Source organism: Staphylococcus sp. HMSC069E10 (assembly GCF_001809205.1).
GTDB classification, from domain to species: Bacteria; Bacillota; Bacilli; order Staphylococcales; family Staphylococcaceae; genus Staphylococcus; species Staphylococcus hominis.
Map to the genome: position 1 here is coordinate 18094 of NZ_KV796471.1, position 23878 is coordinate 41971.

The 23878-nt window shown below is 33.1% G+C and carries 29 protein-coding genes; 2 read left to right on the forward strand and 27 right to left on the reverse strand.

Annotated elements, in window-relative coordinates:
- Positions 1-30: 30 nt before the first annotated feature.
- The 3 genes from HMPREF2561_RS01350 to HMPREF2561_RS01360 form a co-directional block, all read right to left on the reverse strand.
- On the reverse strand, positions 31-1593 hold the full coding sequence (locus HMPREF2561_RS01350) for a BCCT family transporter (RefSeq protein WP_017175377.1): 1563 nt from the start codon (positions 1591-1593) through the stop codon (positions 31-33).
- A 163-nt stretch (positions 1594-1756) separates the two neighbouring features.
- A complete protein-coding gene (locus HMPREF2561_RS01355; RefSeq protein ID WP_017175378.1) occupies positions 1757-2770 on the reverse strand; it encodes a zinc-binding alcohol dehydrogenase family protein in 1014 nt (337 codons plus the stop codon).
- 32 nt (positions 2771-2802) lie between these two features.
- Positions 2803-3810 (reverse strand): NADP-dependent oxidoreductase, encoded by a 1008-nt coding sequence (locus HMPREF2561_RS01360; protein ID WP_070468256.1) that lies wholly within the window; start codon positions 3808-3810, stop codon positions 2803-2805.
- Between the two features lie 139 nt (positions 3811-3949).
- On the opposite strand from HMPREF2561_RS01360, the gene HMPREF2561_RS01365 reads away from it, so the two are divergent.
- Positions 3950-4951, forward strand: coding sequence for an LLM class flavin-dependent oxidoreductase (locus tag HMPREF2561_RS01365; RefSeq protein ID WP_048762040.1), 1002 nt, complete (start codon positions 3950-3952; stop codon positions 4949-4951).
- A 278-nt stretch (positions 4952-5229) separates the two neighbouring features.
- Here the strand turns inward: HMPREF2561_RS01365 and HMPREF2561_RS11040 are convergent, their stop codons facing one another.
- The 9 genes from HMPREF2561_RS11040 to HMPREF2561_RS01405 form a co-directional block, all read right to left on the reverse strand.
- Positions 5230-5364 carry an alpha/beta hydrolase gene (locus HMPREF2561_RS11040; protein ID WP_171991291.1) on the reverse strand — a complete coding sequence of 45 codons (135 nt, stop codon included), beginning with the start codon at positions 5362-5364 and terminating at the stop codon, positions 5230-5232.
- Positions 5365-5521: 157 nt separating this feature from the next.
- A complete protein-coding gene (gene lacG / locus HMPREF2561_RS01370; protein WP_131565995.1) occupies positions 5522-6934 on the reverse strand; it encodes a 6-phospho-beta-galactosidase in 1413 nt (470 codons plus the stop codon).
- Positions 6935-6949: 15 nt separating this feature from the next.
- Positions 6950-8701, reverse strand: coding sequence for a lactose-specific PTS transporter subunit EIIC (locus HMPREF2561_RS01375; RefSeq protein WP_070468258.1), 1752 nt, complete (start codon positions 8699-8701; stop codon positions 6950-6952).
- A 5-nt stretch (positions 8702-8706) separates the two neighbouring features.
- Positions 8707-9021 carry a PTS lactose/cellobiose transporter subunit IIA gene (locus HMPREF2561_RS01380; protein ID WP_017174827.1) on the reverse strand — a complete coding sequence of 105 codons (315 nt, stop codon included), beginning with the start codon at positions 9019-9021 and terminating at the stop codon, positions 8707-8709.
- Positions 9022-9040: 19 nt separating this feature from the next.
- Positions 9041-10018 (reverse strand): tagatose-bisphosphate aldolase, encoded by a 978-nt coding sequence (gene lacD / locus HMPREF2561_RS01385; protein ID WP_019835810.1) that lies wholly within the window; start codon positions 10016-10018, stop codon positions 9041-9043.
- A gap of 3 nt (positions 10019-10021) precedes the next feature.
- Complete coding sequence (locus tag HMPREF2561_RS01390) at positions 10022-10954, reverse strand: tagatose-6-phosphate kinase (protein ID WP_049419991.1); 933 nt, start codon at positions 10952-10954, stop codon at positions 10022-10024.
- Positions 10955-10966: 12 nt separating this feature from the next.
- The gene (lacB, locus tag HMPREF2561_RS01395; RefSeq protein WP_002448324.1) at positions 10967-11482 is read right to left on the reverse strand and encodes a galactose-6-phosphate isomerase subunit LacB; all 516 of its coding nucleotides are present in this window, start codon (positions 11480-11482) and stop codon (positions 10967-10969) included.
- A gap of 15 nt (positions 11483-11497) precedes the next feature.
- Positions 11498-11926 carry a galactose-6-phosphate isomerase subunit LacA gene (lacA, locus tag HMPREF2561_RS01400; protein ID WP_002448540.1) on the reverse strand — a complete coding sequence of 143 codons (429 nt, stop codon included), beginning with the start codon at positions 11924-11926 and terminating at the stop codon, positions 11498-11500.
- Between the two features lie 233 nt (positions 11927-12159).
- On the reverse strand, positions 12160-12915 hold the full coding sequence (locus tag HMPREF2561_RS01405; protein WP_049414052.1) for a DeoR/GlpR family DNA-binding transcription regulator: 756 nt from the start codon (positions 12913-12915) through the stop codon (positions 12160-12162).
- 203 nt (positions 12916-13118) lie between these two features.
- Here HMPREF2561_RS01405 and HMPREF2561_RS01410 point away from each other — a divergent pair, with 203 nt between their 5' ends.
- Entirely contained in the window at positions 13119-13853 is a 735-nt protein-coding gene (locus HMPREF2561_RS01410) for an NAD-dependent protein deacylase (RefSeq protein WP_070468260.1), read from the forward strand.
- Between the two features lie 160 nt (positions 13854-14013).
- Here HMPREF2561_RS01410 and rpsI read toward each other — a convergent pair whose 3' ends face one another.
- The 15 genes from rpsI to rplO all read right to left on the reverse strand — a co-directional run bounded on the left by rpsI (position 14014) and on the right by rplO (position 23877).
- A complete protein-coding gene (gene rpsI, locus HMPREF2561_RS01415; protein ID WP_002448344.1) occupies positions 14014-14406 on the reverse strand; it encodes a 30S ribosomal protein S9 in 393 nt (130 codons plus the stop codon).
- Between the two features lie 19 nt (positions 14407-14425).
- Positions 14426-14863: a 50S ribosomal protein L13 gene (rplM, locus tag HMPREF2561_RS01420; RefSeq protein ID WP_002448612.1), complete on the reverse strand. Its 438-nt coding sequence runs from the start codon at positions 14861-14863 to the stop codon at positions 14426-14428.
- 250 nt (positions 14864-15113) lie between these two features.
- Complete coding sequence (gene truA, locus HMPREF2561_RS01425) at positions 15114-15917, reverse strand: tRNA pseudouridine(38-40) synthase TruA (RefSeq protein ID WP_048679181.1); 804 nt, start codon at positions 15915-15917, stop codon at positions 15114-15116.
- A gap of 4 nt (positions 15918-15921) precedes the next feature.
- The gene (locus HMPREF2561_RS01430; protein WP_070468262.1) at positions 15922-16728 is read right to left on the reverse strand and encodes an energy-coupling factor transporter transmembrane component T family protein; all 807 of its coding nucleotides are present in this window, start codon (positions 16726-16728) and stop codon (positions 15922-15924) included.
- Positions 16718-17581: an energy-coupling factor transporter ATPase gene (locus tag HMPREF2561_RS01435; RefSeq protein ID WP_019835776.1), complete on the reverse strand. Its 864-nt coding sequence runs from the start codon at positions 17579-17581 to the stop codon at positions 16718-16720. The genes HMPREF2561_RS01430 and HMPREF2561_RS01435 overlap by 11 nt, the downstream gene beginning before the upstream one ends.
- Complete coding sequence (locus tag HMPREF2561_RS01440) at positions 17578-18390, reverse strand: energy-coupling factor transporter ATPase (protein ID WP_048762077.1); 813 nt, start codon at positions 18388-18390, stop codon at positions 17578-17580. The genes HMPREF2561_RS01435 and HMPREF2561_RS01440 overlap by 4 nt, the downstream gene beginning before the upstream one ends.
- 301 nt (positions 18391-18691) lie before the next feature.
- Positions 18692-19063, reverse strand: a complete 372-nt coding sequence (gene rplQ / locus HMPREF2561_RS01445) for a 50S ribosomal protein L17 (RefSeq protein WP_002448491.1) — start codon at positions 19061-19063, stop codon at positions 18692-18694.
- Positions 19064-19084: 21 nt separating this feature from the next.
- Entirely contained in the window at positions 19085-20029 is a 945-nt protein-coding gene (locus HMPREF2561_RS01450) for a DNA-directed RNA polymerase subunit alpha (protein ID WP_070468264.1), read from the reverse strand.
- A gap of 82 nt (positions 20030-20111) precedes the next feature.
- Positions 20112-20501, reverse strand: coding sequence for a 30S ribosomal protein S11 (rpsK, locus tag HMPREF2561_RS01455; protein ID WP_000101625.1), 390 nt, complete (start codon positions 20499-20501; stop codon positions 20112-20114).
- Positions 20502-20524: 23 nt separating this feature from the next.
- Positions 20525-20890 (reverse strand): 30S ribosomal protein S13, encoded by a 366-nt coding sequence (rpsM, locus tag HMPREF2561_RS01460; RefSeq protein ID WP_002448629.1) that lies wholly within the window; start codon positions 20888-20890, stop codon positions 20525-20527.
- Between the two features lie 22 nt (positions 20891-20912).
- Positions 20913-21026, reverse strand: coding sequence for a 50S ribosomal protein L36 (gene rpmJ / locus HMPREF2561_RS01465; RefSeq protein WP_001829709.1), 114 nt, complete (start codon positions 21024-21026; stop codon positions 20913-20915).
- Between the two features lie 31 nt (positions 21027-21057).
- Positions 21058-21276 carry a translation initiation factor IF-1 gene (gene infA / locus HMPREF2561_RS01470; RefSeq protein ID WP_001829792.1) on the reverse strand — a complete coding sequence of 73 codons (219 nt, stop codon included), beginning with the start codon at positions 21274-21276 and terminating at the stop codon, positions 21058-21060.
- Between the two features lie 199 nt (positions 21277-21475).
- Positions 21476-22126, reverse strand: coding sequence for an adenylate kinase (locus tag HMPREF2561_RS01475; RefSeq protein ID WP_002448556.1), 651 nt, complete (start codon positions 22124-22126; stop codon positions 21476-21478).
- A gap of 18 nt (positions 22127-22144) precedes the next feature.
- On the reverse strand, positions 22145-23437 hold the full coding sequence (secY, locus tag HMPREF2561_RS01480) for a preprotein translocase subunit SecY (protein WP_017174841.1): 1293 nt from the start codon (positions 23435-23437) through the stop codon (positions 22145-22147).
- Entirely contained in the window at positions 23437-23877 is a 441-nt protein-coding gene (gene rplO / locus HMPREF2561_RS01485; protein WP_017174842.1) for a 50S ribosomal protein L15, read from the reverse strand. Before rplO ends, secY begins: the two co-directional genes overlap by 1 nt.
- Position 23878 lies beyond the last annotated feature (1 nt).

Below are 23878 nucleotides of genomic sequence, written 5' to 3' on the forward strand. Positions count from 1 at the left end.
TTTAACACAATAAAAACCTGTTTTTCATAATTATTTTCGCTTTTTTATATTATTCGTTTTTTTGTATTTTAAATTATCTTTTTTCATTAAAACATCTTTCTTTGATACCCGCGGATGATCTGAACTCAACGTTTTAAATAAAGACCATATCATAAGAATAATAACTACGGAAAATGGGAGTGCTGCAATAATTAATAAGTTCTGAATTGCTTGTGTTCCTCCGGTGTAAATCATTATCATCGCAAATAAGGCCATAATAATACCCCAACTTACTTTAACGAAAGAGTTAGGATTAATATCTCCTTTACTACTTAACATTCCAAGTACATAAGTAGCCGAATCTGCAGAAGTTACAAAGAAAATCATAACAACGATTAAAGTAACAATACTTAATACAAATCCCAATGGAAAATGCTCTAAAGTGGCAAATGTTGCAGTTTCTGCTGCTTCTTTAGCAATATTAGCAATTCCACTATGCTGAAGATACACTGCTGCTCCTCCGAACACTGCAAAGAAAAAGAAAGATACAAGAGCTGGAGCAAATAACACTCCTAAAATAAATTCTTTAATTGTTCTACCACGTGATACACGTGCAATGAATATTCCTACAAATGGTGCCCAAGACACCCACCATGCCCAGTAAAATATAGTCCAATTTTGTACCCATTGAAATTTTGCGCCACCATCCATTGGAATACGCAAACTCATACTAAAGAAATTAAAAATATAATTTCCTAATCCGTTAGTAAATGTATTTAAAATATATAAAGTAGGTCCTACTAGAAATAATCCTATTAATACAATAAAAGCTAAAATCATATTAATATTACTTAAAGTTTTTATTCCCTTATCAATTCCGGACCATGCAGACCAACTAAATAAAATAGTTGCAATAATAATAATGATGACTTGTGTGCCGAAATGACTCGGTACTTTAAACAAGTAGTGAAGACCTTCATTAATTTGTAAAGCACCAAAACCTAAGGTAGCTGCTACACCTGTAACCGTTGCAATAACAGCTAAAACATCTATAGCACTTCCGATTGGTCCTCTCATTCTTTTTTCTCCAAAAATTGGAACAAGCGTTGCGCTTACTAAACCTGGATACCCTTTATGAAAATTAAAATAAGCAAAAACTAATGCAACAATGCTATACACTGCCCACGCATGAATTCCCCAATGGAAGAAAGCAAACTGGAACGCATCATTAATTGCTGCTTGTGTACCAATTTTATGTATAGGCGTTGCTTTATAGGCATGACTAACTGGCTCAGCTGTAGTCCAAAACACTAATCCTATTCCCATTCCTGCACTGAACAACATAGCAAACCAAGAAAGTAATGAAAATTCTGGCTCTTCTCCTTCCACACCTAACGTAATGGATGCATATCTTGAAAATAATAAGTATACGCAAATAAAAAATATAATTAAAACTAGTAAAAGATAATACCAAGAAAAATTAACTGCAATAAACGATGTAATATTTTGCGTGATTGCTTCTAATTGCTTAGGTAATATCGCTCCATACACTACAAATAATGTACAGATAGCTAATGCAATCCAAAATACAATGCTTATAGATTTTTTTCGCATTATATTATTCTCCTTTCTGATAGTTAGAAATTCTATACCCTATTCATGTTATATCTAACGATATATTGGAATTTTTATAATTAATCAAATTGATATATTATAAAATAATAAAAACGCCTCTTAATGTCTTATTTATAGACACTAAGAGGTGTTAAATCATTCTCTATTCTTCTACATTTATAACAAGTTTTCCTATCATGGAATTGGATTCTAATATTTGATGTGCTTCATATAAATGTTCTGCTGTTAAGCCATTGATGACTTTTGTCGTTGTATTTTGATACGTACCATTCTCAATTTTTTTAGCAATATCCTCTAAATAATAATGATGTTTAATCATGTCTTCTGTTTGAAAAATAGGTCTTGTAAACATAAATTCATGTGTAAAGGAAACACTTTTTGTTTTTAATAAATTTAAATCTTGTGATCCTTTAAAAGCTACAATCGTAGCAACATGTCCTCTTGGTTTCACTATATCTATCATTGTTTCATAATACATGTCTGTATCAAACGTGCAAAATACGAAATCTACCGCTTCAATGTGCTGTTGTTCTAATTGAGATTTTAAATCTTCTTTATGATTGAGTACGATATCTGCACCCATCTTTTTTGACCAATCGATTGTTTCTTGACGTGACGCAGTTGTAATGACTTTTAGACCATATGCCTTAGCAATTTGAGTCGTAATGCTTCCAACACCACCTGCGCCATTGATAATAAGTAATGTTTTCCCTTTATTTTGATTTGGATTCTCTGAAATTTTAAACACATCAAATAAAGTTTCTGACGCTGTAATACCAGTTAACGGAAGACTAGCAGCTTGTTCTGCCGAAAGATTTTTAGGTGCTTTTGCGACTAATCGTTCATCAATAAGTTGATATTCCTGATTTGAACCATGTTGATTAGGCGCACCAGAATAAAATACAATATCGCCTTCCTTAAACATTGTAACCTCTATTCCAGTTTTTTGAACCGTCCCTACTGCATCAAAACCTAAAATTCTCGGAGAATTTTTAACTTCAGTAAGGCGTTGTTTTGTATCAACCGGATTTACACTTATACTTTGTATTTTAACAAGCAACTCTCTAGAAGATGGCTGGGGCATATCTAATTCAAATGGTTCAAATACATTTCCTTCTTCTAATTTAAATGGTTGTTTAAATCCTATAGCTTTCATAAGTATATACCTACCTTTTACTGAATTTTAAATTATACATTCTCTGACACTTTAACGATCTGTTTGCCAAAGTTTTCACCTGTAAATAAGTTTCTGAACGCTTTTGGTAAATATTCAAATCCTTCTTCTATAGATACTTTTGTTTTAATTTTTCCTTCTTGTATCCACGTTGCCAGTTCTTTACTTGCATGTTCAAAGTCATCGGAAAATTCCGCTACCAAGAAACCACGCATCAGTGCTTGATGTTTAATTAATGTGCTTTGTACACGTGGACCTTTTTCTTGTTCAGTATTATTATAATTAGAAATCGTATCGCAAACAGGAATACGTGCATGACGGTTGAGATGTTTCATAACTTCATCGGCTATTGTGCCACCTACATTTTCAAAATAAACATCTACGCCATTCGGTACGGCTTTTGCTAATGCTTCTGCAAAATCATCCTTTTTATAATCAATGCCTGCATCAAAACCCAATTCTTCTGTTAGATAATTCACTTTTTTATCTCCACCAGCTATACCTACTACTGTAGCACCTTTGATTTTAGCAATTTGACCAACCACAGCACCTACTGCACCAGAAGCTGCTGAAACTACTACAGTGTCGCCTTCTTTTGGTTGACCAATCTCTAATAAACCGTGATAAGCTGTTTGACCTGTCATACCTAACGTACTTAAATATAAATAAAGTGGTACATCTGTATTAGATATTTTACTTACATTCTCTTCATTTACTGTATTAATACGCTTCCATGGTAACATACCTACAATAATGTCATCTTCATTAAATTTTTCAGAATTTGATTTAATAATTTTGCCTACAATGTGACTTTGAATAGGTTCGCCAATTTTAAAAGGCTCCACATAAGAATCAGCTTGAGTCATTCTTCCACGCATATATGGATCGACAGATATATATAAAGATTCAATTTGAATTTCATTTTCTTTCGGATCAACTATGTCAATATTTTCATATTTAAATGTATCATCTTGGGGGATACCTTCAGGATATTTTGCTAATAAAACTTGCTCATTATTCATTATAAAAGACTCCTTTCAGTATTCAAAAACAGTGTCATATCACAAACAATTTTATCGCAATTCAACTGCTTTCACTTTATAATGTCTAGTATGATAACACTTAATACTTTATTATACCAAGCAAAGTGAGGTCTTAAACTTGAAATTAAGTATCTTAGACTATGTACCACTCTTTGAAGGTGATACACCACAAGAAGCTTTAAATCATTCAATTGAACTTGCTCAACTATCAGAGAAACTTGGTTATGCACGTTATTGGGTAGCAGAACATCATCAAGTTCCTTCTGTTGTATCAAGCGCTCCTGAAATCGTAATGGCTATGTTACTTGAACATACACACTCTATTCATATTGGAAGTGGCGGTGTGATGCTCCCCCATTATAGTGCTTACAAAGTTGCAGAACAATTTAAAATTATGGAAGTCAAACATCCTGGCCGAATTGATATGGGAATTGGGCGATCTCCTAGCTTCAAAAATGTAAACGAAGCGCTAAATGAATTTAAAACTCAAAAACCCAAACTATCTCAACAAATAGATGATTTGAACAAATACTTTACGAATGACACTATTCATTCACATCGTTTCAAAACTTTAGAAGCCACTCCATACACAGAGCATTCACCTGAGATGTTTATTTTAGGAATGAGTGAACAAAGTGCTGAGCTTGCCGCAAAAAAAGGCTTACCTTTTGTGATTGCTCATATGGGTCAATCGCACGCAAATTTAACACATGTCATTCAACATTATAAATCGCGTTTTACAGAGTATCATGGTCATTCGCATTCACCCTATATTATTTTAGCTACTTTTGTCGTTACGGCAGAAAATGAATTAACGATTAAGCAATTAGTAGATACATTAAATTTGTGGTTAATACGTATTAATTATCTTAAACAACCTAAAGTATATCCTTCTATTGAAACAGCACAGCAACGTCATTATTCTGAAAGAGATCGAGAAAAAATAGAAAAAAATAAACGTCGAATGATTAGTGGCTTACCACATGAAGTAGCTCAGCAGTTAATACAATTACAAAACGAATTAGAAGTCGATGAAATCATGATTCTTCCTAATGTATACGGACATACTCATCGTACTAAATTAATTGAACTTATAGCTCATGCTTGTCTAGATAATTAGGAGAGTCAGTATTATGAACGCTCCTAATTTTTATTTGTTTCATAAACTTTAATGTTTTTATTTGCAACATCTTTATTTTCATGAAGTTGGCTATGTTGAGTCGTTGATTCTATATATTAAGAATTTTTATACGTTTTTGGACTTGCTTCTAACAAAGATTTTAATGGCCGAGACGAGCTATTAGATACTTTAACGTCAAAATGCATACCATTTTAATTATCTTCATAAATGTTTAAATCTTCTATTTGTTTACCTTTATAAATAGTTTTTAATCCAAGTCACTTTTTATCATCTTCACTCATTTTGTTTGGTTTGCCATTTTGATCAACTTGAATTTCATTCACCTTTTCATTTAAATTAAGAATGCCATTATATGTTCTAGCAATATTGACTTCTTTTTTAGTGTCGGAAATAGCAGATGATTATCATCATTTTTCTTAAAATACGTGAAAGATAAATACTCCATAGAATATACGAGAAAATTATACTCCTTATTTTTTAATACTAGTATCTCAATAAAATAAGAAACAGGACAGAAATGAAAATTTCTGTCCTGTCAAATTTATAAAATTACTTAATTTCTTTAGATTCAGCTAATGCTTTATACCAATATGCACTTTTTTTCGGATAACGTTCTTGTGTGTCAAAATCAACGTAGAATAGACCATAACGTTTTTCATAACCATTAGACCATGAGAACACATCCATAAGTGACCATAAGAAATAACCTTTTACATTGGCACCATCACGTATCGCATCAGCAATGACTTCAAGATGTTTTTTAACATAGTCGATACGTGCATCATCATCAACTGTCTTACGTTCTTCGTCGAATTCATCTTTATAACCAAGTCCGTTTTCAGTAACATAAATTTTGTGATAGTTAGGATAATCTTTTATAACACGCATAATTTGATCATAAAGACCTTGTGGATAAATCATCCAATCCCAATCAGTACGAGGAACATCTATGTCAAATTCACGTTGTCCTACACCTTTAAGTTGATACTTAGAGCCACCTTTATCTCCAGTAGCATTGTGTGTAATTTCTGATTCTCCTTCATATCCTCTCATCCAATCACTCATATAGTAATTGATACCTAAGAAGTCATTTAAATCTTTTGCAGCATCTAATGTAGCATAATCTTCATCGGTAATATCTAATTTACCGCCATTGACAGAAAGAATATGTTGTACACCTTCCATAGTTTCACGAGAATATTTTCCTAAATATGTTGCATCTAAGATAAATTTATTATGAATAATATCTTCAAGTTCTGCTGCTCTTACATCTTTCGGATTTGAAGGATCATATGGATACTTAGTTGGTAATGCATGAACTACTCCAATTTCCCCATTATATCCATTATCTTTAAATAATTTAACTGCTTTTGCATGTGCGACCATCATATTATGATGAGATTGGAATACTTTTGCAAAATCATATTTAATTCCTGGTGGGAATTTACCGACTAAATACTGGCCATCACCAATAGGACCAATTTCATTAAAAGTAGTCCAATAGTTGACTTCAGTAAATTCTTCAAAGCAGAATTTTGCATAGTCTACAAAATAATCAATCGTTTTACGGTTTAAGAAATCTCCATCACTGTGAAGTGTTTCTGGAGTATCAAAATGATGTAATGTAACAAACGGTTCAACGTGTCGTTTATGACACTCTTTAAATAAATTGTGATAGAATTCTACACCTTTTTGATTAACTTCTCCATAACCTGTTGGAAAAATTCTTGACCACGCGATAGATATACGGATACCATTAACACCAAATTTTTCACTTAATTCTAAATCAACTGGATATTTATGATAAAAGTCACTTGCAGGTTCAGCTGTATACCAATAGTTTTCTTCTAGATAAGTGTCCCAGGCTACACGACCTTTTCCGTCTGTTTGAGTCGCACCTTCTGCTTGATAAGCTGCTGTTGCACCACCGAAAATAAAATCTTCTGGTAATTTTTTCATTATACTTTCATCTCCTAATTATTTTTCAAATTGTTGTTGAACGAAGTCTAATGCTGCTTTGCCATCACGAGTTAAGTTAATGTATTCAACACCTTGAGTTTTTGCTAATTTAATACCTAATCGATCTGTATCTTGTTTTATATCTTCATAGTTAGAAGCAACTTGAGGCGCTAAAATAATTAATTGATAGTCTTTCATAATATCCATATGTGCACCATAACCACCAGCTGCCGCTTTTACAGGTACCTGATATTCTTCAGCAGCCTTGTTTAACGCATTTGCAAGTAATCCACTTGTACCGCCACCGGCACATAAGACTAAAACGTTAGTTTGTTCGTTAATTGAATTTGATGACTCTTTAGCCGATACTTCCTCATCGGAAGGTGCTGATTCATTTGTTGTCGCTTCATTTGCACCAGCAGTTGCTAAAATTGCATCTGCTTTTTTCGTATCAAAGTTTGCTGATACTTTTTCTTTTAATTCATTATTTACTTCTTTATTGCCTCGTTCTTCTTCAAGAATTTGTTCATCATATACTTTTAAAAATGGATAATAAATCATAACGTCAACTACGATTAATACAATCGCTAACACAAATGACCAAAAAGCAAAGCCTGTACCCATCACAATACCAAGAGGCCCTGGTGTCGTCCATGGTAAGAAGATGCTAAAACTATTCATTTTAAGTACATCAACAAAGAATTTAAAGATCCATACGTTTACTATTGGTGCAAAAATAAATGGTATGAAAAATACTGGATTTAATACGAGTGGTGCACCAAATAAAATTGGTTCATTTACTCCAAAGAATGTTGGTACAACCGATGCTCTACCAATGGCTTTATTTCTTTTTGATTTAGTTAACCACATAAACATAAATGGTACGACTAATGTAGCACCGCTACCCCCCATAGTTGCAACGAACATTTGTGTACCAGGTGTAATAATTTTATCTGCATGTTCTCCTGCTTGAATCAAATTTAAGTTTGTTTCAAGATTTGCATAAGTAATTGCAGCGATTGCTGGTTCAACAATAGATGGACCATGTATACCTACAAACCAGAAGAATGCGAAAGCACCGAAGATAAGTGTGACACCAATCCAGCCATCTGCCGCAGTAAATAATGGTTCAAAGATTTTTAATACGGCGTTCGCTACATTTGTATGAATAAATGTTCTTGATAATAAATCTAATGCATAAATAATGATAATAACCGCTGACAACGGGAAGATATCTTTAAATACCTGGGAAATATTTGGTGGTACTTCTTTAGGCATTTTTATTGTAATATTTCTTTTAATAAAGAAATTATAAACAATTACGGTAATAAAGGCTGAAATAAAAGCTGTTAATAATCCTTTTGTGCCCATAAATGCACTTAAAAATCCACCCTCTTTAATAGGATCTGCTGCTAAGAATAAAAATCCACTCATCGCAGCCATCATTGTAGAAATAAAGTTAATTTGATTGGTTTTATCTAATTTCCTGTTGTAGGAATCGGTTAAAGACTTAGCTGTTGTTCCAGCTACAATCAAACCAACAATTCCCATGGTATAGTTATATGGTTTCATCAATATACCTTCCATCGTTTTACTCCAAGTAAAGCCAAACACGTTAGGTACATATGTGATTAAAATAAATATACTTGAGAACAAGATAATTGGAATTGCTGCAATAAATCCATCACGAATCGCTCTTAAATAAATATTACGGGATATTTTTTCAAAGAACGGCTTTCCTTTTTCTATCCATGCTATTAACTTATTCATAGGGGTCAGCTCCCTTTTTTGTATAATTCAATTAAATGCTTCATTAAATCTTTTAATAATAACGTTGTCATTAAATGGTCTTGTCCGTGAATCATTGTAATACTAAATGCAATGTCATCACCTTGCGCTTCTTGAGCTAATAAGTTTGTTTGAGCTTTATGTGCATTTGCAATACATTCATTTGCTTCCTCGGTAAGTTGTTCAGCTTTTTCAAAATCACCTTCATTAGCAGCGTTTAAAGCCTCTAATAATTTTGAACGTGCATCTCCTGCATATGCGACAATTTCAAAACCAAGTAATTGTACTTCTTCTCTGTTCATATGAATAACCTCCCCTAAGTTATTTTGCTTTCCAAGATGTTGCAGTTGTTTTTAGTACTTTATTTAAATCATCAATGTTTTTATATCCAGTTGTACGTAACCATTCTCTTGCGGCTTGTTCTCCTTGTTCAATATAAACTTTAACTGCACCAGACCATGTCGCACGTCCGCATAACACACCATTGAAATGTGCACCTGCATCATGTGCAAATGTTAATGTTTCTTGGAATAATTCAGCTGATACACCAGCACTTAAATAAATATAAGGTAAATGTGTCGCTGCATCTTGATCACGGAAATGTTGTGCTGCTTCTTCTTTTGTGTATACAACTTCACCCTCTGTAAATCCTTCGACAAAATTCATATTTACGGGTACTTCAACTTTAAGCACATCAACATTGAATCGCTCTTCTGAGAATAACTTCATTGCTTCATTTACTTTACGAGGTTTTACTTTTGCAAATTCAGCACTTTTATTATCTGGAATATTATCATCATAAGTTAACACTTCTAAGAAAAATGGAATGTCTTCAGCAACACATTCTGAACCAATTCGTTCAATATAAGCTTTCTTTTGAATGTTAATCTCTTCTGAATCATCTACATCATAATAAAGTAAGAATTTAACTGCATTGGCACCCTGTTCTTTTAAACGTTTAGCAGACCATTCTACTAAGCAATCTGGTAAACGACCTTTTGCATTCACGTCATATCCAGTTTTTTCATATGCAAGTAATAAACCACACTCTTTATTACGTGCATCAGAAGCAGGTAAGCCATATTCAGGATCTAAAAGAATAGAAGATGCATATTGTGTTAACTCTTCTGATACAAGTACTTTTAATTGTTCGATTTGTTCAACTGTAGGAGGTTCTGTTTGATGTTCAGCCATCATTCTTTTTAATGCCCCACGTTGATCAAATGCTAAAGCTGAAATAATCCCATCTTGATTACTTAATTGTTCGATTGATGCTAGTTTTTGTTGTGATTTTGTCATGAATTACACCTCTATAACTTCAATTTGTTTGAATAGTTCTTTAAATTTATCTACATTGATATGACCTGTTTGATGCTCCATTGCATTTAACATTCCAAATGCATTCGCTTTTTTCAGTAAATCTTCATCGGATTGTTGATGAACAAGACCTGATGCAATACCTGCCACTGTAGAATCACCAGACCCTACAGGATTAACGACTTCTATTTTTGGGATATTTACTTTATAAAATGTTTGATGATGTTTAGCGAAAGCGCCATCGCCACCTAAAGAAACAATAATCCATTCAATACCTTTGAAGATGGGGTGAGTAACCGCTTCTTTTAAACTATCGATATCTGTAGTGACAGTAGTGTGTAATAATTGAGATAATTCATCAATATTAGGTTTTATCACTGAAGGCTTACTTTCGCTCAACAATACATCCATTAATGATTGACCAGAACTATCTAAAATCGTGGGTAGCCCTTGTTCATTTGCTAATTTCACAATATCAGCGTAGTAATTGGTATTAAGACCTTTAGGTAAACTTCCAGACATCGCTATAACATTGGCTTTTTTAAATAGTTCTAAAAGATGTGCTTTATAGCTGTCTGCTTCTCTCTTGTCAATAGTTGGTCCTTGTTCGAGTATTTCAGTTTGTTGTCCTTCATGTAGAATAGCGATACAATTTCGCGTTTCTCCTTTTATTTTGAAGAAAGACTGTTCAATTTGAGCATCCATTAATTGTTCTTCAATAAATTGACCTAATGCGCCACCTAAAAAGCCACTTGCTAACACATTTTCGCCAAATTCTGATAATACACGTGTTACATTTAATCCTTTTCCTCCAGCAGTTTTACTCGTCTTTTTAACTCTATTCACAGTATCTAGATGAAACTGTTCTAATGGGTAAGAGATATCAACTGAAGGATTTAAAGTTAATGTTAGAATCATTTCACATCTTCCTTAATCGTGATATTCACCTTTGTCCCATTTTTCTAAGAATTCATCAAAGAAGTGAGGATTAGCTTGATTATCGTTATGTGCTTCTAAATGATTAATTTTAGCAATTAATTTTTTATTTTCTTCAGTAGGTTTGTATTCCGCTTTAATAAATGCATCAACGATATCGAAAATAAATAATTCACCTGCTACTTTACCGCCGAAACTAACAACATTAGCATTCAATTCTTCTTTTGAATAAAGTGCTGATGTCATATCACGTACTAATGCTGTTCTTACACCTGGGACTTTGTTTGCTGCATTACTAATACCAACGCCAGTACCACAAATACATACGCCTAAATCTGCTTCTCCACTAGCAACTTTTTCTCCTACTTTTTTACCGAAGATAGGATAATGTGTACGTGTAAAATCATACGTACCTACATCAATAACTTCGTGTCCTTGAGCTTTTAAGTGTTGTGAAACTTCCATTTTTGTATCAGTTACAATGTGATCGCAACCTATAGCAATTTTCATTATTTATTCCTCCAATTAGCACATTTTATTTAACATATCTACACGGATTTGGTGACGTCCGCCATCATAGTGTCCATTTACAAATTCTTTAGCAATATTTTTAGCTAATGTATCGCCTACAATTTCAGCACCCATTGTAATCATGCGTGCATTGTTGTGACTACGTGTCATATATGCTGAACGTTCATCTGATACTTCAGCAGCAATCATTCCTTTTACTTTTGTAGCAACAATAAAACTACCTGCACCATAAGCATCCACTGCAATTCCTAAATTATCATCGTTCTTTTGTACTTCGTGTACAACTGCTAATGTTGAATCAACAAAGTCTAATTCTTTTCCTTCTGTTACATCTACTACATCATGGTTATTTTCTTTTAAAAATGTTTTCACAACATCTTTAAGACGTTGACCAGCGACATCTGAACCGATAAAAATTGTCATAATGATTCTCCTTTGAAAATAAGATAATTAAACACATGTGTTTGAAAAAGCGCTTTCAAATCTTTACACCTAAATTATAAACATAAATAAACAAATAATCAACAATAAATGTTCGAATATTGTTTGAAATTTCATTTTTTTAAACAAAATATTTTGTTTTTATGTTTAATTGCGTTCAATTATCTAAAAAAAATACCAAGATTGTTTATTTAAACAATCTTGGTATCATTCAATTAATATATCACTTCTGTGTAAGCTTTTAATTTTTGTACATTATCTTCATCATTTTTATCAACAACTACTGCTGTTAAATCTTCTAAATGACATAATTGGGTAAAATCTTCTTTTCCAATTTTTGAAGTATCAATTAATAAGTATTTTTCAAGTGAACGATGAAGTGCAAGTTGTTGTGTATACGCTTCGTCAATTGTAGAAGTGAGTACATCTGCATCTTTTATTCCATTACAACTAAAAAACATTTTACTAAATCGTTTTGTTTTAAGGAGCGTATTTGTCATTTCACCTACAAATGATTCAGTAAGTTCTCTCATTTCTCCACCTAATAAGTAAACTTTAAAATTTAGCGAACGTTTTTCAAATAATATTTGAAATACTGGAAAACAATTCGTAATCACTGTTAATGACTCTCGTTCTATTAATTGAGCCAGTAACTCGATTGTTGTTCCAGGTCCTAAAAAAATCGTATCATTTTCTTCAATTAAGTTAACAGCTTTCCTTGCGACAGCACGTTTTTCTTCAATATTCTCTGTGTGCTTTTCTTGATGAGACTTTTCTTTAATTTGAAAAGCTGAATTACTACGTGCACCACCATGTATTTTAGTTAGTAATCCTTTTTCTTCTAGTTCAGCTAAATCACGACGTACTGTCATGTCAGATACATTAAGTTCCTCAACGATTTCATTTGTCCTAACCGTTCCTTTTTGATTTACGAGTTTAGTAATTTCTTCTAAACGATCGTATTTATTCATTCAAATTCTCACATCCAACTTATTTTATTAAACATGTCCATATAAAATGAACATATATTTCATAAAGATTTTAAACGCAATTTCATTCTATACTATTACTTGTCTTAAAACTAGAAAATAAAGGTAAAAATATGTTGTAATAATAGTATAAAATTCATTTTAAAAAAGTTATATTAGTCATTATTATAAACGAGGTGCTCAGATTGAGTAATAAAATTGAAAAATTAAAAGAAATTGTTGATAAATCAAACAAAATTGTATTTTTTACTGGTGCGGGTGTATCAGTTGCAAGTGGTATACCTGATTTCCGCTCCATGGGTGGATTATTTGATGAAATTTCAAAAGAGGGTTATTCACCTGAATATTTATTAAGTATTGATCATTTAAATGATAATAAAGAAAGCTTTATCGACTTTTATCATAAACGACTACTAGTAGCAGATAAAAAACCTAATATCGTCCATGAATGGATTGCAGAGTTAGAAAAAGAAGGCAAATCTTTAGGTGTGATTACCCAAAATATCGATGGGTTACATGAAGATGCTGGAAGTGAACATATTGATGAAATTCATGGTACACTGAATCGCTTTTATTGCATCAATTGTGGAAAAGAATATACGAAATCATATGTTATAGAACACAAATTAAGATATTGTGAGAACTGCGGTGATGTCATTCGCCCTGATATCGTATTATACGGTGAAATGCTCGATCAGCCTACTGTCTTTAGAGCATTAGATAAAATCCAAAAAGCAGATACTGTCATTGTGTTAGGTTCATCCTTAGTCGTACAACCTGCTGCTGGCTTTATTTCTAACTTTACAGGAGACAATCTTGTAATTATTAATAGAGACGCTACACCGTATGATAGACAAGCAAGTTTAGTTATTCATAATGACATGACAGAAGTGGTTGATGAAGTTATGAAAAATAAATAGATATACATGTGGCTAGTGTTTTTTAGAACGACTAGTCTTTTTATATAAAAAAGCACTTCTCAAAGTTGAGAAGTGCTTTAATCGTTCTAATGGAACACAAATTGCTGATGCGATTTGCATACTGAACTTGTAAGCAAACAAGCTTGCAACAATTCCAATATTAACGTTTTGAGAATTGTGGAGAACGACGTGCTTTTTTAAGACCTGGTTTTTTACGTTCTTTCATACGTGGGTCACGAGTTAATAAACCTGCGCGTTTTAAAGAACCTCTGTATTCTGGATCAGCTTCTAATAATGCACGAGCGATACCATGACGGATAGCTTGAGCTTGTCCAGTGAAACCACCACCGTATACGTTAACTAATACATCATAGTTACCTTTAGTTTCTGTAACATCGAATGGTTGGTTTAAGTCTAAGATTAATGATTCGAATGGTAAGTATTCGCGTACGTCACGATCGTTAACAGTGATATTACCTTCACCTGGTACTAAACGTACACGTGCTACTGAGTTTTTACGACGGCCTGTGCCTCTATATTCAACTTGTGCCAATGTAATTTCCTCCTTCTAATTAACCACGTAATTCGTAGTTTTCTGGTTGTTGTGCAGCGTGTGGGTGTTCAGCGCCACTGTATACAAATAATTTTTTACCTTGTTTTTCACCTAAACGTGAACTTGGTAACATTCCTTTGATAGAAGTTTCAAGTAAACGAGCAGGGTTATTACGTTTTAATTCACCAGCAGTCACTGATTTAATACCACCTGGGTGATTTGAGTGACGGTAGTAAACTTTATCTTGTTCTTTTTTACCAGTTAATTCGATTTTTTCAGCGTTGATGATGATTACATAGTCACCAGTATCAACGTGTGGTGTATAAGTTACTTTATTTTTACCGCGTAAGATAGATGCTACTTCTGATGATAAACGACCTAATGTTTGGCCTTCAGCATCGATAACATACCATTTGCGCTCAATGTTTGATTCATTTGCCATAAATGTTTGACGCATAATAATTATCCTCCTAAAAATAAATGCTTCGTCTTAGATTACAGGTACTCATCGCAGTCGAACCTACGAACGAGGCCTGCAATCTAGGTCATTCTGTTACGATTTCAAAGCGTAATGTTCATTTATTTTATTCCTGTCTAATCTGCTTATATATCTTGTAACACAATAAGTTTCCGGGGCTTATCGTGGGATGATATAAAACAATACCGTTAACTATCTTATATTTTATAAGCCCATTTGTCAATGCATATTAGTCATTTTGTAATGATTTTTTGTAATGTATTTTTATATCCTCACCAAAGTCATTTTTAAGTGCTTCTGGATCTAAATATATCTTTTCAAGATATAATCCTTCAGCGGGTGCTGTAAAAGGGACATTATCTCTATTTTTAGCTTTAAGCAGTTCAGGAACTTCGTTAGGTTGTCGCTTCCCTTTACCTACTTCTATTAAAAAAGCTACAAGTACGCGCACCATATTATATAAGAAACCAGAACCTGTGACGATATAGTCAAAACCTTCGTCCGTTTTGACAACTTCACTTTGGTATAGTGTACGTTCTTTACTTTCAACTTCAGTCTTTTGTGAACAAAATCCAGTAAAATCATGAGTTCCAATAAAGTGTTTAGCCGCTTCATTCATCTTATCTAAATCTAAGTCATCTTTTATAAATGTCTTAAGACCACTTTCAAATGGATTGCGATGTTCCGCTTGATACACTTTATAGCGATATCTCTTACCTACACAATCATAACGACAATGAAACGTGTCATCTACTTGTTTTACACTATTCACGTAAATATCCTCAGGTAACGCACTATTCATCGCATATTTCCATTGTTTAGGCTCAATATTCAATTCTGTGTCAAAATGAAAATACTGTTCATAAGCATGCACACCACGATCTGTGCGACTTGATGGATGTATACGCACATGTCGGCGATGCATACGTTTTAAAATTTTTTCAAATTGTTGTTGAACAGTTCTACCTTGTTGTTGAATTTGAAAACCAAGAAATCCATGTCCTTGATACGCAATATTTACTAGTATGCGCAATGTCTTACACTCCCATATATTTTAATATAAATAATATCATTCCAATAGGTATCAGACTGAATAGACTCAAAGTATCTCTCTTATGCCATGACAACTTACGATAACTTGTACGTTGTACATTAGCATCATATCCTCTAACTTCCATTGCAATGGCTAATTCATCAGCTCTTTGAAAGGCAGAAATAAATAGCGGTATCATTAATGGGATGAAAGCTTTAATTCTTGTCATTAAACTCCTCGAACTGATTTCAGAACCTCTTGATTTTTGAGCAAGAATAATTTTATCTAATTCATCCATCAATGTTGGAATAAACCTTAAAGCAATTGACATAATCATACTTAATTGATGCACAGGAATTTTAAATAGTTTCAATGGGGCCATTAACTTTTCAAAAGCATCAGTCAAGTCAATTGGACTTGTTGATAATGTCATAATTGTTGCAACCATAACAATCGTTATTAATCTTAAAGAAATAAAAATACCTTCTAATACCCCTGTACTATCAATTTTAATAAAACCTATTTCTAATAGCGTAGTCCCGCCGTGAGTAAAGAAGATGTGCATTAAAAACGTAAAGATTAAGAAGAAAAATATCGGTGTTAATCCTTTAATTAAAAACCAAAATTGAATTTTAGCCATTTTCATAAAACATAGAATTAATAATATTATCCAAGCGAATGTAGCAAAAGAATGAGCAAAAAAGATAAAAATAATAAATACAAATACAAAAATCAACTTTGCTCTAGGATCAAGACGATGTATCACGGAGTTATTAGGTAAATAACGTCCTATAATAAGTTTATTTTTCATGTTCTTGCCACTCCTGATACAATGTTACAAACTCATCTTCATTTAAGGCAATATCATTAAACATGGTTTGATATTTATCTTCAACATCATATTGCAGTTGTACTACATCAGGCAATGCAATATGCCAATCTTTCAGTTTTTCGTGTTGTCTGAATAATGATTTAGGAGAGCACTGTTCTATTACTTTCCCTTGCCTCATTACAATGATTTCTTCTGCATATCGCGCCACATCATTCATATCGTGTGACACTAATATGACAGTTTTATGATGATTGACTTGAATTGATTTTATTAATTCCATCACTTGCTGACGACTTTTTGGATCAAGTCCAGCAGTAGGCTCATCAAGAATAATTATATTCGGTTTCATTGCAAGGATAGAAACTAATGCAATTTTACGCATCTGACCACCTGACATTTCAAATGGCGATTGTTCCATAATATGATGATCAAAACCTAAATCTAAGAGTAACTGATACGCATAAGACTTAACTTGTTCCACATTCATCTTAAAATTTTTAGGACCAAATGCTACTTCTCTTTCCACACTATCTTCAAACAATTGTGATTCAGGAAATTGAAAAACCAAACCTACTTGTTGTCTTAATTCTCGTAGATGCTTGTCTTTTGTTTTATGAGTAATCTCCTTATTATCAAAAGTAATACTACCTTTTGTTGGTTTTAATAGCCCATTAAAATGTTGAATGAGTGTGGATTTACCACTTCCTGTTTGACCAACAATCGCATAGTATTTACCTTGCTCAATTTTGAGATTGATATCATTTAAGGCTTGATATTCATAAGGAGTGCCTTTTTGATAAATATATGAAACATGATTAAATTGAATGGTCATAATTTATCAACCAGCCCTTCATATGTAGTGAATTCATCTTTAAAGCCTAGCTTTTGATTCATTTTCATTGCAAATGGTAAATCTAAGCCAATCTCTACTAAATACTGTGTATTTAAAAAAATAAAATTTGGCTTGCCTTCTTTGTAAACTTTACCTTTATTCATAATGACGACATGGTCGCTTTCTAACGCTTCACTTAAATCATGAGTAATAGAAATAATCGTTAAATTTTTCTCTTGTTTAACTTGTCTAATTAATGAAAGTAAAGACTGTTTACCTTGGGGATCTAACATAGAGGTTGCTTCATCAAGAATGATGACATCTGGACTTAGTGCTAAGACTCCTGCAATAGCCACGCGTTGCTTTTGGCCTCCCGATAAAGAATGTGGTTCATATTCCATATATTCTTTCATATCTACATTATCTAAAGATTGAATGACGATTGCTTTCATTTTGTCATGAGATACTGCGTGATTCTCGAGTCCAAAAGCTACATCATATTCCACAATTGAACCTACAAATTGATTTTCTGGATTTTGAAAGACAATACCAATATGGCGTCTAACCTCTCTTAAATAATCAGGCGTAACTAAATGATTGTTATAAAAAATTTCTCCTTCAGTTGCTTGTTCTATTCCAACTATAAGTTTTGCAATTGTAGATTTCCCCGAACCATTATGTCCTACAATGGATGTCCATTGATGTTTTGGTATATTAAATGACACATCTTCTAAAGTGAAGGCCGCATCTTTTTGATATTGAAAATGTACATGTTTAAGTTCGATGATATTGTTATTATCAGTTTTCACAGCCTTCCTCCTTTATTAATAGTTACTACATTAGTTTACATGAATAAAAACTAGATGTACATGAGTAAACGTCTTTCATATATAAAAAGAGTCATGCCTCAAAAGCACGACTCTTTTTAATCATTATAGATTCATTAAAATTAAAAAAGCGCGCACCCCATCACATTTTAGTTGAGTTCACGCTTTATATTAGTATTTAGTTGATGGGGTACTCTGAGCTAGACAATATTTGTATGTGGCAAACATTATCGTTGCACTCATTTGCTTTAAATACAAGTAGTTAGTGTATTTATATATAAAATTAATCTACTAATTCGATGATAACTGATTCAGCACCGTCACCACGACGAGGACCTACTTTAAGAATACGAGTGTATCCACCTTGACGTTCTGCATAACGTTCAGCAATTTCACCAAATAATTTTTGAAGTGCAGTTTGTGTAGTTTCATCTTCATTTAAGATTTCAACATTACGTAATGTTTTAGCAGCATTACGACGAGATGCTAAGTCACCTTTTTTACCTAAAGTGATTAATTTCTCAACAACACTACGAACTTCTTTTGCACGAGCTTCTGTAGTTTCAATACGCTCACTTACGATAAGTGATGTAGCTAAGTCACGTAACATAGCTTTACGTTGATCAGAAGTACGACCTAATTTTCTGTAACCCATGAGTTAACCTCCTTTAACTTATTAATCTTCTTTTCTTAAACCTAATCCTAAATCTTCTAATTTATATTTAACTTCTTCAAGAGATTTACGACCTAAATTACGCACTTTCATCATATCAGCTTCAGACTTGTCCGCTAATTCTTGAACAGAATTGATGCCTGCACGTTTTAAACAGTTGTATGAACGTACTGATAAGTCTAATTCTTCGATAGACATTTCAAGTACTTTTTCTTTTTGATCTTCTTCTTTTTCAATCATGATTTCAGCATTTTGCGCTTCATCTGTAAGACCAACGAAAATATTTAAATGTTCAGTCATAATTTTAGCAGCTAATGAAACAGACTCTTGTGGAGTAATTGAACCATTAGTCCAAACATCTAAAGTTAATTTATCAAAATCACTACTTTGACCTACACGTGTATTTTCAACTGTATAGTTTACACGTTCAACAGGTGAATATAGTGAATCTACAGGAATTACACCAATTGGTAAATCACTAGTATTATTTTGTTCTGCTAATGCGTAACCTCTACCCTTATTAGCAACAAGACGAATTTTTAAATGTCCATCTTTAGACACTGTTGCAATTTTAAGTTCTGGGTTTAGAACTTCAACATCACTATCGTGAGTAATATCACTTGCTGTTACTTCGCCTTCATCTCTCACATCAATTTCTAATGTTTTATCTTCTTCAGAATAGATTTTTAATGCTAATTTTTTGATGTTCATAATAATTGTAGAAACATCTTCAACAACATTGTCTATAGCTGAAAATTCGTGTAAAACACCTTCAATTTCGATGTACTTAACGGCTGCACCTGGTAATGAAGATAGTAGGATACGACGTAAGGAGTTTCCTAGTGTAGTACCGTAGCCACGTTCAAGTGGTTCAACAACGAACTTACCGAATTTAGCATCTTCACTAATTTCAATTGTCTCAATTCTAGGTTTTTCAATTTCTATCATTTACAAAATCCTCCTTAATAACGTCGAATTAATTTTAAAATTGTTTCGCTCAGTGATTTGTAACAATAACAATCAATAAAAATTATACGCGACGACGTTTTGGTGGACGACAACCGTTGTGAGGTACTGGAGTAACGTCTCTGATTGCTGTTACTTCTAAACCAGCTGATTGTAATGCACGAATAGCTGATTCACGACCTGGTCCAGGTCCTTTTACTGTTACTTCAACAGTTTTCAAACCATGTTCCATTGCTGATTTTGAAGCAGTTTCAGATGCCATTTGAGCAGCGAATGGTGTTGATTTTTTTGATCCTTTGAAACCTAATGCACCAGCTGATGACCAAGATAAAGCATTACCAAATTCATCAGTGATAGTTACGATTGTATTGTTGAATGTTGAACGGATGTGTGCTACACCATTTTCAATATTCTTTTTAACTCTACGTTTACGAGATACTTGTTTACGTGCCATTTATATTTTGCCTCCTTTACCTATTATTTTTTCTTATTAGCTACAGTTTTAACTGGGCCTTTACGAGTACGAGCATTGTTTTTAGTTTTTTGACCACGAACTGGTAAACCACGACGGTGGCGAATACCACGGTATGATGAAATTTCCATTAAACGTTTAATGTTTAAGTTTTGTTCACGGCGTAAGTCACCTTCTACTTTATAACCGTCAACTACTTCACGGATACGACCTAATTCGTCATCTGTTAAATCTTTTACACGTGTATCAGCTGATACGTTAGCTTCTTCAACAATTTTTTTAGCTGTTGAAGTACCGATACCATATACGTAAGTTAATGAAATAACTACGCGTTTTTCACGTGGAATATCTACTCCTGCAATACGTGCCATATATTTTTACACCTCTCTTTTATTAACCTTGTCTTTGTTTGTGCTTAGGATTGTCACAAATTACCATAACTTTACCTTTACGTTTAATGACTTTACATTTTTCGCAAATAGGTTTTACTGATGGTCTTACTTTCATTTTTATACCTCCCTATATTATGGAGTGACGATTATTTATAACGATACGTAATTCTACCGCGTGATAAATCATACGGAGACATTTCTACTGTTACTTTGTCGCCAGGTAGAATACGAATATAATTCATTCTAATTTTACCACTTACATGTGCTAAAATTTCATGACCATTTTCTAATTCTACTTTAAACATAGCATTTGGTAAAGTATCAAGTACTGTACCTTCTAATTCTATTACATCTTGTTTCGCCATTGATTAACTTCCCCCTTTTTACAATAGTAAGGTAATCGTCAATAGACAACTTCAACGATACGAATCTAATATAGTGAATAGTTATTATAAGTTTAACAAAATGCGGGAATTATGATCGTCATACGACACTCAAAAAATAAATTCTTGCCAGAGAAACCTAATCAAAGTTCACATAAATCTAGATCGCACATTAGTTGACCTATTTTAATTGATCTAAGATATCAATGACATCTTTGGTTACTTCGTCAATATCTTTCGCACCATCAATGTTTTTCAATACGCCTTTTTCATCGTAATACTCTAAAATTGGCTTGGATTGTTTAACATTAACGCTTAAACGATTAGATACTGTTTCTGGATTATCATCTTTACGTTGATAAAGTTTTCCACCATCGATATCACAAACACCATCAACCTTTGGAGGATTAAATACAAGATGATAAGTTGTACCACATTTCTCACAGATACGACGACCTGTAAGACGATTCATTAGCTCTTCCTCAGGAACTTCAATATTGATAACAGCATCAATATTTCTGTCAAGCTCAGACATAATGTTGTTTAATGCCTCAGCTTGCTCAATTGTTCTAGGGAATCCATCTAATAAGAAACCTTTTTTTGCATCGTCTTCAGAAATTCTTTCTTTAACGATACCTACAGTAACTTCATCAGGGACTAATTCTCCACGATCCATGTATGATTTAGCTTCTTTTCCTAAATCAGTTTCATCTTTAATCGCTTTTCTGAACATGTCACCAGTAGATATATGTGGTATTGGGAATTTCTTAACAATTTCACTCGCTTGAGTACCTTTACCAGCTCCAGGTAAACCCATTAAAATGATATTCATAAATTGCCCTCCTACAAATTATCTACCACCAAAGCCTTTATATTCTTTTTGACTCACTTGTGCTTCAAGTGATTTCATAGTTTCAATTGCTACACCAATAACGATTAATAAACTTGTACCACCAATTTGAATTGATTGAGGTAAATTCATAAATTTTGTCGCTATAATTGGAAGAATAGCAATAACTGCTAAGAAAATAGAGCCTACAAAAGTTAAGCGATAAAGTACTTTAGTAATATATTTTTTTGTTTGTTCCCCAGGTCTAATTCCTGGTACATAACTACCTTGTTTTTTCAAGTTGTCAGCCATTTTTTCAGGATTAACTTGAACAAAGGCATAGAAATATGCAAATGCAATAATTAATATAACATAAACAATCATACCATAAGTGTTTGAAGGGTTAGCATATTCTGCAATACTTTGCGCCCAATCAGCTTTAGGGAAGAACAATGTTAATGTTCTTGGCAATAAGAAGAATGCCATCGCAAAGATGACTGGAATAACCCCTGCAGAGTTTACTTTTAAAGGTAGATATGTTGCTTGTGATCCTAAACGTTGTGCAGATTGTTTTTTAGCATACTGAATTGGAATTTTACGTTTCGCTTCCAATACATAAATCGCTCCAATTGTTAATAAAATTAATCCAACAATTAAACCGATGACTTTTAACCATGCTAACGTTGTATCGTCATTACCAACAAATGCTTGTTGCACAAATTGGATAATTGATGATGGCAACGTTGATAAAATACCTGCAAAGATAATGATTGAAATACCATTACCTACACCAAATTGTGTAATTTGATCACCAAGCCAAATTAAAAATGCAGTTCCAGTTGTTAAAACTACAGCAATCAATAAATAACTCATGACAGATTGATGAATAATCAATTTACCGCCTAAATAGTTATTAAATTGAAATGCCATACCAATTGACTGTATAAATGCCAATATGATAGCGAAATAACGTGTTACATTGCTAAGCTTTCTTTTACCTACTTCACCTTGTTTAGCCCATTCAGTAAATTTAGGGACAATGTCCATTTGTAATAATTGCATTACGATAGAAGCAGTGATGTACGGCATTATACCCATAGCAAAGATAGAAAAGTTCTTTAAGGCTCCGCCACCAAACGTATTAAGAAGAGCAGCGACACCTTGATCAGAACCTTGCTGTTCAAAAGGCTCAGGATTAACTCCAGGAGCCGGAATATAAGTTCCTATTTTGAATATTACTAACATTGCTAATGTGAAGAAAATCTTGTTTCGAACTTCTTTAGTTTTAAAGAAGCTCATAAACGTTTGAAACATTAGATCACCTCGTGTGCTCCACCTTTAGCATCGATAGCTTCAACCGCTGAAGCTGAGAATTTGTGAGCTTTCACTGTCAATTTTTTATCAAGTGAACCATTACCTAGTACTTTAATACCAGATTTTTCATTCTTAACCACACCAGTTTCAACTAATAAAGCTGGAGTTACTTCAGTACCATCTTCAAATTGATTAAGTTGGTCTAAGTTAACAATAGCATATTCTTTACGATTAATGTTAGTGAAACCTCGTTTTGGTAAACGACGGAATAAAGGTAATTGTCCACCTTCAAATCCTGGTCTTACGCTACCACCTGAACGTGCTTTTTGACCTTTTTGACCGCGACCACTAGTTTTACCATTACCTGTACCAGCACCACGACCTACACGATTACGTACACGACGTGAACCTTCAGCTGATTTTAACTCATGTAATTTCATT